Below are 12,950 nucleotides of genomic sequence, written 5' to 3' on the forward strand. Positions count from 1 at the left end.
TTATTCCTACTTGAATTAATGCGATCGCCATTTTATCTTAAAATTTTTCAAACCCCAACAGGTAGAGAAGTTCAAGTATGTATAGCTCCTCCCCATCAATTTGTTTTCAATCATCAGCAACAGCTACTACCAGACTGGAATCAATCCGTTGCTCATCTTATTGTAGTTTTGCAACAGTCTTCAATTTCCCTTAAGGAATCTAATTTTGAAGTTGCTCAGGAGAAAGATAACTTAAGAGCAGAGTTTATTCGTTTTGGATGTACTGTAATATTTGGTTTACGAGCCCAAGGATACAAGAGCGATCTTTTCGATCCTCGCACAGGTCAGGCTCTTTTAGCTCCCCAGGGAAAGCTAACCTTAAATGATAATGCCGTAGTTCAAGCTCTGCTAGATTATCCTGTAGTCAGTTATCAGAATTGTTCTCTACTAACTCATCCCCTATGGGGGAATAAGGTTTATCCTTCCACGATGGCTACAGTTGCTGACCAAAAACGAACTCAATTTTGTCTGGAACAGGTCGCCGCGTCACAGAAGTGGATTACAAAGTCCAGAGATTATTAAGTTTAAATATATAAATTGCCATTTTAATGCCCATTATACTTTTTTTTCTAACAGAAAGTGTTAGGATTCATATTGAGATAAAGATCGGCAATCCAGTTTGTATTCAGTATTGATAGGTTTTTCCATAAAGTATTGATTGGCTTTTTTCCGAAATTTTAGCTCTCTACATCTAAATGCATTGAGGAGACATTCAATTTATGTCAATTTACGTCGGTAACCTTAACTATGAGGTTAACCAAGAGGATTTAAACGAGGTATTTTCAGAATACGGAAATGTCAAGCGAGTTCATCTTCCTACTGACCGCGAAACAGGGCGCAAACGTGGTTTCGGCTTTGTGGAAATGGAAACAGAAGCGGAAGAAGATAAAGCCATTGAGACTCTGGATGGAGCTGAATGGATGGGTCGTGAGTTAAAAGTTAACAAAGCACGACCCCGTGAAAACAGAAATTCCTTTGGAGGTGGTCGTCGTAACGACCGCTTTTAAACTCCAGGGTTAAATCGAATTGCGCTTCTAGAGAGTAACTAGACTATTCTAGTAATATCTCTCAGAAGCGTTTTATTGTGTAATGAGGAATTCTATATAAATGGCTAAACGTCGTAACGCAAAAAAAGAAAAAGCAGCTCGAAATAAAATTAATGCTCGTAAATTCCGTAAGCAAACTAGTCGTTACGGAAATCGTGGCAGAAAAAACTATAGTAATGATAAAAAACAGGAGACAACAGAGGAAAATACATCTTCTGAGTCTACTTCTGCCAACTAAAATTAATACCTTATTTAGTACAACAGCTCTGATGATGCAGTAATATCGCTTCATCCTAGAGCTGTTTTTTTATTGAAGCTAGAAGCTAACGGCTAAAAGCTAATAGTTATTGATTACTCTCTAAGCACATATCCCACTCCACGTACAGTTTGAATTAAGCGTTGTTCCTTTTGGTCTTCTAGCTTGAGACGAAGATAGCGAATATAAACTTCAATGATGTTGGAATCTCCCATAAAGTCGTAACCCCAAACCCGCTCTAAAATTTGGTCGCGAGTTAAAACTTGACGAGGATGAGCCATTAAATAGTCCAATAAATCAAATTCTTTGGCGGTCAATTCAATGGAACGTTTCCCTCTAAACACTTCACGAGTAGAGCGATTGAGAGTCAAATCAGTAAATTGCAGTAGTTCTGTATCTTCAACCTGCTCTCGACGTAAATTAGCTCTAATCCTGGCGAGTAATTCTTCGATACTAAAGGGCTTAATCACATAATCATCAGCACCAGCATCTAAACCAGCAACGCGATCGCCGACCTCATCTTTGGCGGTTAGTAAAATAATTGGTACTTGATCCCCCGTTTGACGGAGACGACGACATATTTCTGGTCCGGATATTCCTGGTAACATCCAATCCAACAGAATCAGATCGGGCTGAATTTCTCTAGCGGTAGATAAACCAGCAAAACCGTCAGGAGCAACTGTTACTTCATAATTTTCAAACTCCAATTCCATCTTGATAAACTGAGCCAGCTTGGCTTCATCTTCTACCACTAAAATATGTGATTTCATAACTCCATATTTTTTCAAACTCAAAGTTTATTTTTGGGAGGTCTGAGTGACTTTGTCGAATTAATTGGACCCAGAATCTTGTTTAAATCTCGCAATTGTTCGGCTGTTCCCATACATATTAAAGCGTCTCGATCCAAAATTAGAGTGTCTCCAGTGGGACCGGCAATTAAGTTGCCGTCAAAACGACGAATCGCCAATACCAAGGCTCCCGACTGTGATCGCAGTTTAGCTTCCCGAAGACTCTTGCCCACAAAGGGACAAGCTTGAGTATCAATCAAAAATTCTTCGAGATAGTAAGAACGATTAGATCCTGTAATGATACCATCTACAAAGTCCATCACCTGAGGTCTTAACGCCGCCGCCGCTAATCTTTTACCTCCTGTAATATAGGGAGAGACTACCGCATCTGCCCCCGCTCGCTGTAGTTTTTGTACTGCTTCTTCGTTGCTGGCACGGGCGATCGCCCTAATCCGGGGATTAAGGGTCTTGGCCGATAATACTGTATAGAGATTTTGGGCATCTGAAGGTAATGCCGTTACCAAACAGATAGCCCGATCAATTTTGGCTCGTACTAAAGATTCATCGAGAGTAGCATCACCTAAAATTACTGTGTAACCCAGCTGCTTAATTTCTTCTACTTCTTCGAGATTATCATCAATAATAATGAAGGGAATACCTTCAGCAAAAAACTCTCGGGCAACATGACGACCAGTTCGCCCAAAACCACATACGATGTAATGTTGTTCTAAAGATTCAATCAAACTTCTCTCCTGTCTTAGTTTGATTCCTTCTTGAAAATACCCCTGAATTAAGGCTTCTGTAAAACGATTGACAATATAACCAATGGTCAATAAGCCCATCAAAATCAAGGCAACAGTAAATAGCCGACCTCTTTCTTCCAGCGGACGCACCTCGGAAAACCCGACTGTGGACAAGGTAATCACAGTCATATATGCTGATTCTGAAAAAGACCACTTCTCTACCTGCCAATACCAGAGAGTACCAATTAGGACAATACCAGCTAATACGACACCACCTCGTACTAACTCTTTCCTTAAACGACCATATTTTTCCTCAAAGGTATAATTATACATGTAAAATTGGCTGCTGATTTTGATAACAGTTTTGCCTAAAATTTAAGTCTGGTCTAAACAAAGTAATCCCAGTAATATCAAATAACAACTGCCATTTTAAAGGTATTTTTCGCCAAAAATAAACCTAAACTTTATCCAGGAGTAGCTTGTGATTCAATCCCCTTTATTAGATGATTCTTTAACTACCTCGAAGACACCGGAATTTGATCGCGATCGCTTTGATGGGAGTGTGATGCAAACCTATGGTCGTTTTCCCATTGCCATCGACCGGGGAGAGGGCTGTCGTCTTTGGGATACAAACGGAAAAGAATATCTTGATTTTGTTGCCGGGATTGCTACTTGTACTCTGGGTCATGCACATCCTGCTCTAATTGCTGCTGTAACGGAACAAATTAAAAAATTACACCACGTTTCCAACCTCTATTACATTCCTGAACAGGGAGAGCTAGCAGAGTGGCTAGTAAATCATTCCTGCGCTGATAAAGTGTTTTTCTGTAATTCTGGCGCGGAAGCCAATGAAGCAGCAATTAAACTAGTTAGAAAATATGCTTATACTCACCTCGACAAGGTAGAGCAACCGATAATTCTTACTGCCAAAGCTAGTTTTCACGGGCGAACCTTGGCGACTATTACCGCCACAGGGCAAGAAAAATATCAACAAGGTTTTGCTCCTCTGCCTGAGGGATTTGCCTATGTTCCCTATAACGATATTACTACCGTAGAAAATGCGATCGCCGATCTGGATGAGGGGACTTTACGCCGAGTGGTAGGGATCATGATTGAACCACTCCAAGGAGAGGGAGGAGTACGTCCAGGAGATTTAGAATATTTTTTGAGACTGCGTAAAATTTGCGACGAAAATCAGATCCTGCTGGTGTTTGACGAAGTACAGGTGGGGATCGGCAGAAGTGGCAAACTCTGGGGTTACGAGAACCTTGGTGTTGAACCAGATATCTTGACAAGTGCCAAAGGTTTAGCAGGAGGCATCCCTATTGGAGCAATGCTTTGCAAAGACTCTTGTGCAGCATTTGAGCCAGGCAACCATGCTAGTACTTTCGGTGGTAATCCTTTTGCTTGTGCAGCAGCATTAGCAGTCTTACAAACTTTAGAGCAGGAAAATATTTTACACAATGTTCAAACTAGAGGAGAACAACTAAGAGTTCGATTAAGAGCGATCGCCAAACAATATCCTTCTTTATTTAGCGAAGTTCGAGGCTGGGGTTTAATTAACGGTATTGAATTAAGTCCTGATATAGATTTAACCTCAATTGATCTAGTTAAAGCGGCAATGGAAGAGGGGTTATTACTCGCCCCAGCAGGACCAAAGGTTCTTCGCTTCGTTCCACCTTTAATAGTCTCTGAAGCTGAAGTAGATGAGGCTACTAAAATACTGGAAGCTACCATTAGTAAAATAGCGAAAAATTGATTAATTTAAAGTTAAACCGCGAAGCGGTTAGCTATTAGCTATTAGCTATTAGCCGTTAGCTTTTAGCTTTTAGCTCAATCAAAAGTAGATTTAAACTACTGCATGCGGTGAAGCACTTGCGTTGGACTGGTTCCCAGGCTTGAGCAAAGCGCGAAAGTGCGGTCTTGCGAGACAGTCCGTTGGCGGGGTTCCCCCGCTTGAAGGAACTGTCGCCCTAAAGGATACCGCTTCGCATAAGGGCGGGGGTTTCCCCCATGAGCAACTTTCGTAACAAAGGACTTGTCCGCATGTAGTGCCGAACCCGAAGGGCGAACTACACGCCTTTGTGATTGAAGACTCTTCGTCTCTTAGAGACAGAAGAGGGGACTTAGACCCGTTCAGCTAATAGCTAATAGCTTTGTTAAACGAGGTGACAATCATTAAACTGTTACACCTTTAATGGTGTTTTCTCAGCAAATAGGCAAAAATACTAATTGTGTGAGGAGTGAACTTATCAGAGGCTTGCTTTTGGGATCGAAACACGGACAGAACCCCAAAGGTGAGCCTCTCATTTTGTCCCCATTATTGATCAGCTTTTTATTCTTGAATATTGACTTTCAGATACAATACCCGATTAGTTGTAGATTAATTGTACTTAGGGATAAATAAATTATGGGACGCGCTGAAAAAGTAGTCTTAGCTTATTCTGGTGGAGTAGATACCACCGTCTGTATTCCTTATTTAAAGGAGGAATGGGGAGTCAAAGAAGTAATCACCCTTGCTGCAGATTTGGGACAGGGAGATGAATTAGGACCAATTCAGCAAAAGGCATTAAAATGTGGTGCCGTTGAATCTTTAGTTGAAGATGCGACTGAAAGTTTCGTGCGAGATTATGCTTTTCCTGCAATCCAAGCCAATACTTTATATGAAGATCGTTATCCCTTGTCCACAGCCTTAGCACGCCCTTTAATTGCCAAATTATTAGTGGAAGCTGCCGAAAAATACGGTGCAGATGCAGTTGCTCATGGTTGTACGGGTAAAGGTAACGACCAAGTGCGCTTTGATGTGGGCATTATGGCATTAAACCCTAATTTAAAAGTATTAGCTCCTGCTCGGGAGTGGGGTATGAGCCGAGAAGAAGCAATTTCTTACGGTGAGAAGTTTGGCTTAGAATTTCCCGTGAAAAAATCTTCTCCATTTAGTATTGACCGCAATTTACTTGGTCGCAGTATCGAAGCTGGTCCCTTGGAAGATCCAATGACTGAGCCTCCTGAAGAGATTTTTGTCATGACTAAAGCGATCGCTGATACTCCCGATCAACCAGAATATATCACCATTGGTTTTGAAGAGGGTATCCCCGTGAGCCTCAATGATGAAAAACTGGCTCCAGTCGCTTTAATCTCTCAATTAAATGACCTTGCTGGTAAACATGGCATTGGACGTATTGATATGCTAGAAAACCGCGTTGTGGGCATTAAATCGCGGGAAATTTACGAAGCGCCAGCCTTGCTAGTTTTAATTCATGCTCATCGTGATTTAGAAAGCTTAACTCTCACGGCAGATATCACTCAATACAAACGCGGTATCGAACAAACTTACGGTGAATTAATTTACCGGGGCTTGTGGTACAGCCCTCTAAAAGAAGCCTTAGATGGCTTTATCCAAAAGACTCAGTCCAGAGTTACTGGGGAAGTGCGGATTAAACTTTTCAAAGGCAATGCTGTAATTGTTGGTCGTCAGTCAGACAATTCAATTTATACTCCCGATCTGGCTACCTACGGTGCAGAAGACGAGTTTGACCATAAAGCCGCTGAAGGCTTCATTTATATTTGGGGTTTACCCACCAGGGTTTGGTCACAAAAAACCAGAGGACTTTAATGAGATTAAGATAAGGGAAGACAGCGTGGAAAATATTTAAGACACACAAATATTTCCTGAGGGCGAACGGCTGTTCGCCCCAACAAAAAATCTGTCTGCATTAAAACATATCGAAGCAATAAAAATTATATCTCAGGGTGATCGAGCAAGATTATGATTAGGGTTGAAGCGTTTTTTTGAGGTCGAACCATGATGAACTCATTCGATTCAGCTTTCAAGAGATTTATACGACAGTTTTGGCTGCTGCTAATTCTTAGTTTACTTTGTTTAAGTCTATTGGGAATGCCAAAAGCCTTAGCAAGTCAAAGCAATATTGAAACCCAAGTTAGTTTGGGAAATAATGCTGGTGAATTAAAATTCTTTCCCAGTGAGCTTGAGTTCCAAGCAGGAAAACAATACAAAATCCTCCTGGATAATCCCAGCCCAGTCAAGCATTACTTTACTGCTAAAGATTTTGCTGATGTCAGTTGGACGAGAAAAGTACAAGCGGGAAAAGTGGAAGTTAAAGGTGCAATTCACGAATTAGAATTAAAACCAGGAGCAACAGCAGAATGGGTTTTAACTCCTATGAAACCTGGACAATACGAACTGCACTGCTCAATCAAAGGTCATGCCACAGCAGGTATGATTGGCAAAATTACTGTGGCAGATTAAGCAGATTTACAGCGTTCTTATTGAACTATGATTTCCACTCTGATAAGGCAGGAGTTGTTAATAGAGCTTGACTTAAACTGTCATGAATTAAACCATTAGTAGCCAGAATACGACCCGAATTAATATCTAAAGGGCTACCATCATAGGCAGTAACTTTGCCCCCTGCTTCCTCCAAAATCACGATTCCTGCTGTGATATCCCAAGGTTGAAGTCCTCTTTCCCAGTAGCCATCCAATCTTCCACAAGCTACTCCTGCTAGATCCATCGAAGCACACCCAAGACGACGAACTCCTTGAGTTAAATGAGTTAGGTGGCAGAATTCAGCATAGTTATTATCTGTGGTTTCTCGCCGATCGTAAGCAAAGCCAGTAATGAGAAGACTTTTACTTAATTCTGCTGTCCGAGATACTTGAATTGGGCGACGATTACAAGTGGCTCCCAGACCTTTTGCGGCACGGAATAGTTCATTGCTAAAAGGATTATATACTGCGCCGACAGTGGGAATCCCATCAATCAACAATCCTACAGAAGTTGCTGCAACTGGAAAGCCATGAGCATAGTTAGTTGTGCCATCTAAAGGATCGATTGCCCACAGATATTCGCTCTTAGAATTGCCCAAAGCCCCTGATTCTTCGGCTAAAATTTGATGGTCTGGTAAATGGCGATTTAATACTTTTAAAACTTCTGCTTCTGCTAATTTATCGGCTTCAGTTACTAAGTCACCTGGACGACCTTTTTCTTGAATATTATTTAATTTACCCCAACGTTCTTTTAACACAGCTCCCGCAGCCAGGACTGATTCGGTAGCCACATCTAAAAATATTTGTAGTTGTTCAACAGCAGTTTGAGTCATTATTTAGTATTTGAACGAAATTGATTGGGAGTATAGCGCATAGCTTGCTGGGGATTCCAGATACCGTAACCCATTAATCGAGCATATTCTTGAGCGTCTATAAGCAGCTTACTATATAAGTGAGGATATCTTGTGTTAGCCAATACATATCCTTCTTTAACTAATCGCTGACTGATCAAATTTCCTTCGAGCCACACATGAGCTTGAAGTCGATTATAGGGGTCAGAGATTACTCCGCCGTAAGACGACGGAGCCTGCTCTGACCGTTGGTCAATTTCTGAGAAATCTGTTTCTAACTTAATTGACGATCGCATAATTAAATGAGCTAATCTCTGTTGAGCTGCTTCTCCCCAAGGAGACTGGCGTAAATCTGGAGCATCAATCCCCATGATTCGCACTTTAGTAACTTCTGATGTTCCTGCCAATTCAACCTCTATAGTCTGACCACTAACTACCCTAGTCACGGTAGCAGAAAGCAAATTTATCTTGCCAGAGTCAGAAGTACAGCTCAATAAAAATGTTAAGCAATAGCCAAAAATAATTAACTTAATCTTGTTCATTCTAGAACTCAAGAGAAGAATATCAACAAGATAAATGGTTAGTTATCAATTGTCAGTGGTTAATTGTAGAGATTTCTTAAATTGGTATCCTCAAATCTGATTTTAAATTTTGTCAGAAGTTTATACTAAATCCGATTAACAAAGGTAGTGTTTAATTTCTTCATAAAAGTCTTACCCTGAAATCAGAATACCAATACTTGTTACTCGTTACTCGTTACTCGTTACTTATTACTCAATTTTTTAAGTGACCTATAGGAAACGGATTTAGTATTAATCCTCATCTAGAGGTAAGCCAAAGCGAACTTTTCCTCTGCCAAAATAACGACCAAACTGCATTTGATATACTTCGTCTTCTTCTTGAGTTTCCACTTCTAAATCTGAGCGAGGATAGCTAACACAAAGTAAAGCGTAACCCTGTTCTTTGAGCTTGGGAGATAATCCCATTGCCTCAGGCTGATATAGTTTTCCCGAAATAACTTTTACCGCACAGCTAGTGCAAGCACCATTACGACATAAAAAAGGTAATTGGGCATCTTGTTGTTCGGCAGTTTGCAATATGTATTGGTCTTCAGGAACTTCTACGATGTGTACCTTGCCAGTCGTGCGATCGCGAACCTTAACGACGTGAGTTATGCTCATTAATTAATTAAAGATATTGGTTAAATTCTGTTTATATTATTCAATTTTCAGTCTACAGCAAAAAAGAATTACTAAAAACTTGGACAAGAACAGCTAACCATGTATAATTAGTATCCGTAGTCGCCTGGAGAGGTGGCCGAGTGGTCGAAGGCGCAGCACTGGAAATGCTGTAACGGGGTAACTCGTTCGAGGGTTCGAATCCCTCCCTCTCCGTCAAATACTAATTCATTCTTAGCAGATAAAAAATATAATTATCTACTTGTGGGGTGAACGATAAAAAGGTTTTTTTACTACTGTGGCAGGATAGGTTTTGTCGCGAATTTCTATTTCTAAAGATTGTCCTAGTTTACTTAGATGCTTAGGAACATATGCCAGAGCGATCGCTTTGCCAACTGTAGGAGCTAATGTACCGCTAGTCACTTCTCCTACTGGTTGCCCCTCAAACATCACCCGATAGCCATGACGGGCTATATATCTCCCTGACATTTCTAACCCCACTAAACGACGCTTGATTCCCTCTGTCTTCTGCTGTTCTAATACGGAGCGTCCGATAAAGTCACCTTTGGTGTTAAGATGCACCAACCAACCTAGACCTGCTTCTAGAGGGGTAGTAGTTTCATCGATTTCTTGTCCATAAAGGCTCATAGCAGCCTCTAAACGAAGAGTATCTCTGGCTCCTAAACCACAAGGAGTAACTCCAACTTCCAGAAAATTTTGCCATAACTGCCGCGCTGCATCAGGTTCGCTCATAATTTCAAACCCATCTTCTCCCGTATAGCCTGTACGAGCAATAAATGCAGATTGACCATTGATATTCACAGACTTATGAGTAAAAGCTGCCATTGTTGTCAAATCTTCTTTAATCAAGGCTTGTAATACTTCAGTGGACTTAGGACCTTGTAGAGCGATTAAAGCCTGCTGCCGAGAAATATCTGCCATTGTTATGGAATTGTTTTGCAGATGGCTTATAATCCAATCTTTATCTTTATCTGTTGTACCTGCATTAACGATCACAAAAGCTTGTTGTGTAGTTGCTTGTTCACCTTGATAATAAAAAATAATATCGTCGATGATCCCTCCTTGAGGATTAAGTAAGACAGTATATTGAGCTTGACCAGGTTCTAAACGGCTTAAATCCGAGGGCACTAAAGCTTGCCAAGTATCAATTAAATCTTCTCCTACAAAGGTAAACTTACCCATGTGAGAAATATCAAACATTCCTACTCCAGAGCGTACTGCTTGGTGTTCTAGTTTTAATCCTGAATACTGCACAGGCATTTCCCAGCCAGAGAAAGCGGTAAATCTCGCCTGTTGTTCCTGAGCTAGATCGAATAAAGGAGTGCGTAATAAGTCGGATGATTGGGAGTTAGCCATGAAATTTTTCTGAGTTTATTTAGATCGATGTCCCAAGAGAGAAATCGAATTATGGTAATGTATTCGGGTATGATTTAATAATCGCGTAATTATTTGTTTCCAGAGATTAAACTCTGTCTTCGCTTTGCAATTGCATTCTTAGTTACTAAGTTTAATGCTGAAACGAAAACGCAAATTAATAATTTGGTCACAGCTTTCTCTACCGTTCCCTTTCGAGGATAAATGAGACGTTAGAGCCTACTGTCACTGTTAGTCAATTTATTTGTCAACATTTTTTTAGATTTATTAGGAGAAAAATAACATGGCTACTCTCAAAATTGTTGTTTATATTACCGTGTTTTTCTTTATCGGACTATTTATTTTCGGCTTTCTCTCTAGCGATCCTTCTCGTAATCCTGGTCGCAAAGATTTGGAGTAATTTTGTTTTAGTTCACTTGATACAAACAAAAAATGGGGCGTTAATCTTCGCCCCTTCTTTATTTAATTAATGATTACCGATTTTAGTCTCACGACAGTGAAATCTAATGATAAATTTTGGTATGTAATTAAGCAGCAAGATGGAACTTGCCAAATAGCCGATTTTGATACTCATCAGCCAAAAACATCAGAGCAGTGGGGAGCTTACGAAACTGAACAAGAAGCAATAGCCAAGAAAATAGGTTTAATTCGAGCAGGAAAGTGTAAACCTCAGTAATTTATAATTTAAATTTTAAATTTTTCAACCCAATTACTTTGCAGCTTGGGGTTCAGACTGTTGCTGAGCCTTAATGTTTTCTGACAAAAGATCGATCGCTTTAGCAAATTGAGGGTCTTTCTCTGTACCCAGGTCAGAGCGATCGCCACCGTACAGTTCCTCTAACTGTTCTTCACTTAACTCCAGAATCACATCAGGGGGAATTCCCTCTTTATTAATATCTCGACCACTAGGAGTAAGGTATTTAGCAATAGTTACCGCCAGCCCTGAACCATCCCCCAAAGGACGAACTGACTGCACTAGACCTTTGCCAAAAGTTTTGGTTCCTAACAAAGTTGCTCGCTTGTTATCTTGCAGAGCACCTGAAAGAATTTCGCTAGCACTGGCGGAGCCTTCATTAACCAAAACTACCAAAGGTTTATCAGTTAAAGCTTTATTTTTAGCAGATTCGCGATCGCTAACGCCTTTCCGATTTACAGTCGAAACAATAGTTCCTTCCTCTAGCCACATACGAGCGATACTGATACTGGAGTAAAGTAAACCTCCTGGGTTAGAGCGTAAATCTAGGACGTACCCTACTACACCTTCTTTTTCCTGTTGTTTGATCGCTTTCTGCATATCTTTGGCAGCATATTCATTAAAGGTAGTCAGACGAATATAACCAACTTTGCCAACAGAAGTATCTCGGATATGAGCTCTTACAGGATGAATTTCAATTTTTTCGCGAATAATATCATAGTCGCTCTCTTTGCCATTACGATCAATCGTGAGAGTAACTTTGCTGCCCCGTTCTCCTCTAATTAGCTTTACTGCATCGTTAACTTCCATCCCTTTGGTATCAGTGCCGTCAATCTTAACAATTAAGTCCTGAGCTAAGATCCCCGCTTCGAAGGCTGGTGTATCTTCAATTGGAGCAATGACCAAAAGTCGATCTGATTCTTCATCCTTAGCAATTTGAATTCCCACTCCAGTCAATTCACCAGAAGTATCAATCCGCATATTTTGAAATTCTTCAGGGTCCATAAAGCGTGTGTAAGGATCTTCTAATTCACCCAACATCTTGCGAATTGCTTTATAGGCATCCTCATTGCTATTGTAAGATGCATCATTAACATATTCTTGACGTATTTTGAGCCAATCAGTATCGTTAAATGTTGTATCGACATATTGATGATTAATAATTTGCCAAACTTCATCAACAGTCTCTTTAGGACCACTTTGAATTAAAGCTTGACTCTGAGATAAGTGAATTCCCGCTCCAGTAACTGCAACTGTTGATAAAGCTACAGCAGTTGTGCCTAAGATTAGTCTTCGTTTCGTAGTTAACATAAGCCCAAAAATATAATAATTACAATAGTTACCGTTTGGTGAGTAAAATTCCACTAGCCCCCATAGTCAAAGTTTAATCTACCATATGTGACTTGTTTAGCTAATTATGTTAGGGATGTGAGAACTTCACAATTGACAGTTGGATTCTTCTTAAAAAAATTATAAAAATCATCAAATCTCAAAAGCATTCTGGATTTTTGATGATGTCTTTAACAAGCCAAGTTTGGTCTGTCTTAATTAAAGGTCAGGAACAACCTCCTCCTTTAATAGAATATTAATTACATTTTAATGGCAATTGAACTAATAAAACAGTTAGTATTAGTTTCCCCAGCAAACTCTAATTCTTTGGTTGTTTAGCC

The 12,950-nt window shown here is 40.2% G+C and carries 15 protein-coding genes and 1 tRNA gene; 9 read left to right on the forward strand and 7 right to left on the reverse strand.

Annotation, left to right across the window (positions count from 1 at the left end; all coding sequences use genetic code 11):
* The first annotated feature begins 18 nt into the window (after positions 1-18).
* From PLEUR7319_RS0105850 to PLEUR7319_RS41570, 3 genes are all read left to right on the forward strand, one after another.
* Complete coding sequence (locus PLEUR7319_RS0105850; RefSeq protein WP_019504269.1) at positions 19-561, forward strand: methylmalonic aciduria and homocystinuria type D protein; 543 nt, start codon at positions 19-21, stop codon at positions 559-561.
* Positions 562-758: 197 nt separating this feature from the next.
* Positions 759-1,046: an RNA-binding protein gene (locus PLEUR7319_RS0105855; protein WP_019504270.1), complete on the forward strand. Its 288-nt coding sequence runs from the start codon at positions 759-761 to the stop codon at positions 1,044-1,046.
* A 100-nt stretch (positions 1,047-1,146) separates the two neighbouring features.
* Positions 1,147-1,323, forward strand: coding sequence for a hypothetical protein (locus tag PLEUR7319_RS41570; protein WP_019504271.1), 177 nt, complete (start codon positions 1,147-1,149; stop codon positions 1,321-1,323).
* 113 nt (positions 1,324-1,436) lie between these two features.
* Here PLEUR7319_RS41570 and PLEUR7319_RS0105865 read toward each other — a convergent pair whose 3' ends face one another.
* Together PLEUR7319_RS0105865 and PLEUR7319_RS0105870 are read right to left on the reverse strand one after the other, a co-directional pair.
* Positions 1,437-2,111 carry a response regulator transcription factor gene (locus PLEUR7319_RS0105865; protein ID WP_019504272.1) on the reverse strand — a complete coding sequence of 225 codons (675 nt, stop codon included), beginning with the start codon at positions 2,109-2,111 and terminating at the stop codon, positions 1,437-1,439.
* Between the two features lie 20 nt (positions 2,112-2,131).
* A complete protein-coding gene (locus PLEUR7319_RS0105870; RefSeq protein WP_019504273.1) occupies positions 2,132-3,205 on the reverse strand; it encodes a TrkA family potassium uptake protein in 1,074 nt (357 codons plus the stop codon).
* A 148-nt stretch (positions 3,206-3,353) separates the two neighbouring features.
* Between PLEUR7319_RS0105870 and PLEUR7319_RS0105875 the strand changes: the two genes are divergently transcribed.
* The 3 genes from PLEUR7319_RS0105875 (at position 3,354) to PLEUR7319_RS0105885 (ending at position 7,142) form a co-directional block, all read left to right on the forward strand.
* Complete coding sequence (locus PLEUR7319_RS0105875) at positions 3,354-4,631, forward strand: aspartate aminotransferase family protein (protein ID WP_019504274.1); 1,278 nt, start codon at positions 3,354-3,356, stop codon at positions 4,629-4,631.
* Between the two features lie 651 nt (positions 4,632-5,282).
* On the forward strand, positions 5,283-6,488 hold the full coding sequence (locus PLEUR7319_RS0105880; RefSeq protein WP_019504275.1) for an argininosuccinate synthase: 1,206 nt from the start codon (positions 5,283-5,285) through the stop codon (positions 6,486-6,488).
* Positions 6,489-6,680: 192 nt separating this feature from the next.
* A complete protein-coding gene (locus PLEUR7319_RS0105885) occupies positions 6,681-7,142 on the forward strand; it encodes a cupredoxin domain-containing protein (RefSeq protein ID WP_019504276.1) in 462 nt (153 codons plus the stop codon).
* A 25-nt stretch (positions 7,143-7,167) separates the two neighbouring features.
* On the opposite strand, the gene PLEUR7319_RS0105890 is transcribed toward PLEUR7319_RS0105885, so the two are convergent.
* The 3 genes from PLEUR7319_RS0105890 to PLEUR7319_RS0105900 form a co-directional block, all read right to left on the reverse strand.
* A complete protein-coding gene (locus PLEUR7319_RS0105890; protein ID WP_019504277.1) occupies positions 7,168-7,995 on the reverse strand; it encodes an inositol monophosphatase family protein in 828 nt (275 codons plus the stop codon).
* On the reverse strand, positions 7,995-8,555 hold the full coding sequence (locus PLEUR7319_RS34415) for a thermonuclease family protein (protein ID WP_019504278.1): 561 nt from the start codon (positions 8,553-8,555) through the stop codon (positions 7,995-7,997). Before PLEUR7319_RS34415 ends, PLEUR7319_RS0105890 begins: the two co-directional genes overlap by 1 nt.
* A 270-nt stretch (positions 8,556-8,825) precedes the next feature.
* The gene (locus tag PLEUR7319_RS0105900; RefSeq protein ID WP_019504279.1) at positions 8,826-9,194 is read right to left on the reverse strand and encodes a 2Fe-2S iron-sulfur cluster-binding protein; all 369 of its coding nucleotides are present in this window, start codon (positions 9,192-9,194) and stop codon (positions 8,826-8,828) included.
* Between the two features lie 126 nt (positions 9,195-9,320).
* On the opposite strand from PLEUR7319_RS0105900, the gene PLEUR7319_RS0105905 reads away from it, so the two are divergent.
* Positions 9,321-9,407: transfer RNA gene (locus PLEUR7319_RS0105905), tRNA-Ser, on the forward strand.
* A gap of 42 nt (positions 9,408-9,449) precedes the next feature.
* Here the strand turns inward: PLEUR7319_RS0105905 and gcvT are convergent.
* Complete coding sequence (gcvT, locus tag PLEUR7319_RS0105910; protein ID WP_019504280.1) at positions 9,450-10,568, reverse strand: glycine cleavage system aminomethyltransferase GcvT; 1,119 nt, start codon at positions 10,566-10,568, stop codon at positions 9,450-9,452.
* Between the two features lie 301 nt (positions 10,569-10,869).
* Here gcvT and PLEUR7319_RS0105915 point away from each other — a divergent pair, with 301 nt between their 5' ends.
* Both PLEUR7319_RS0105915 and PLEUR7319_RS0105920 read left to right on the forward strand, forming a co-directional pair.
* Entirely contained in the window at positions 10,870-10,986 is a 117-nt protein-coding gene (locus tag PLEUR7319_RS0105915; protein ID WP_019504281.1) for a photosystem II reaction center protein I, read from the forward strand.
* 69 nt (positions 10,987-11,055) lie between these two features.
* On the forward strand, positions 11,056-11,262 hold the full coding sequence (locus PLEUR7319_RS0105920) for a hypothetical protein (RefSeq protein WP_019504282.1): 207 nt from the start codon (positions 11,056-11,058) through the stop codon (positions 11,260-11,262).
* Between the two features lie 33 nt (positions 11,263-11,295).
* Here PLEUR7319_RS0105920 and ctpC read toward each other — a convergent pair whose 3' ends face one another.
* Positions 11,296-12,591 carry a carboxyl-terminal processing protease CtpC gene (gene ctpC, locus PLEUR7319_RS0105925; protein ID WP_019504283.1) on the reverse strand — a complete coding sequence of 432 codons (1,296 nt, stop codon included), beginning with the start codon at positions 12,589-12,591 and terminating at the stop codon, positions 11,296-11,298.
* Positions 12,592-12,950: the final 359 nt, after the last annotated feature.

The organism is Pleurocapsa sp. PCC 7319, from assembly GCF_000332195.1.
Classification (GTDB): domain Bacteria; phylum Cyanobacteriota; class Cyanobacteriia; order Cyanobacteriales; family Xenococcaceae; genus Waterburya.

Excerpts from the sequence above, each read along its gene's own strand:
- PLEUR7319_RS0105915 (WP_019504281.1), top strand. The coding sequence starts at position 10,870 with ATGGCTACTCTCAAAATTGTTGTTTATATTACCGTGTTTTTCTTTATC.
- PLEUR7319_RS0105920 (WP_019504282.1), top strand. The coding sequence starts at position 11,056 with ATGATTACCGATTTTAGTCTCACGACAGTGAAATCTAATGATAAATTT.
- PLEUR7319_RS0105900 (WP_019504279.1), bottom strand. The coding sequence starts at position 9,194 with ATGAGCATAACTCACGTCGTTAAGGTTCGCGATCGCACGACTGGCAAG.
- PLEUR7319_RS0105885 (WP_019504276.1), top strand. The coding sequence starts at position 6,681 with ATGAACTCATTCGATTCAGCTTTCAAGAGATTTATACGACAGTTTTGG.
- PLEUR7319_RS41570 (WP_019504271.1), top strand. The coding sequence starts at position 1,147 with ATGGCTAAACGTCGTAACGCAAAAAAAGAAAAAGCAGCTCGAAATAAA.
- PLEUR7319_RS0105850 (WP_019504269.1), top strand. The coding sequence starts at position 19 with ATGCGATCGCCATTTTATCTTAAAATTTTTCAAACCCCAACAGGTAGA.
- ctpC (WP_019504283.1), bottom strand. The coding sequence starts at position 12,591 with ATGTTAACTACGAAACGAAGACTAATCTTAGGCACAACTGCTGTAGCT.
- PLEUR7319_RS0105870 (WP_019504273.1), bottom strand. The coding sequence starts at position 3,205 with ATGTATAATTATACCTTTGAGGAAAAATATGGTCGTTTAAGGAAAGAG.
- PLEUR7319_RS0105865 (WP_019504272.1), bottom strand. The coding sequence starts at position 2,111 with ATGAAATCACATATTTTAGTGGTAGAAGATGAAGCCAAGCTGGCTCAG.
- PLEUR7319_RS34415 (WP_019504278.1), bottom strand. The coding sequence starts at position 8,555 with ATGAACAAGATTAAGTTAATTATTTTTGGCTATTGCTTAACATTTTTA.
- gcvT (WP_019504280.1), bottom strand. The coding sequence starts at position 10,568 with ATGGCTAACTCCCAATCATCCGACTTATTACGCACTCCTTTATTCGAT.
- PLEUR7319_RS0105880 (WP_019504275.1), top strand. The coding sequence starts at position 5,283 with ATGGGACGCGCTGAAAAAGTAGTCTTAGCTTATTCTGGTGGAGTAGAT.
- PLEUR7319_RS0105890 (WP_019504277.1), bottom strand. The coding sequence starts at position 7,995 with ATGACTCAAACTGCTGTTGAACAACTACAAATATTTTTAGATGTGGCT.
- PLEUR7319_RS0105855 (WP_019504270.1), top strand. The coding sequence starts at position 759 with ATGTCAATTTACGTCGGTAACCTTAACTATGAGGTTAACCAAGAGGAT.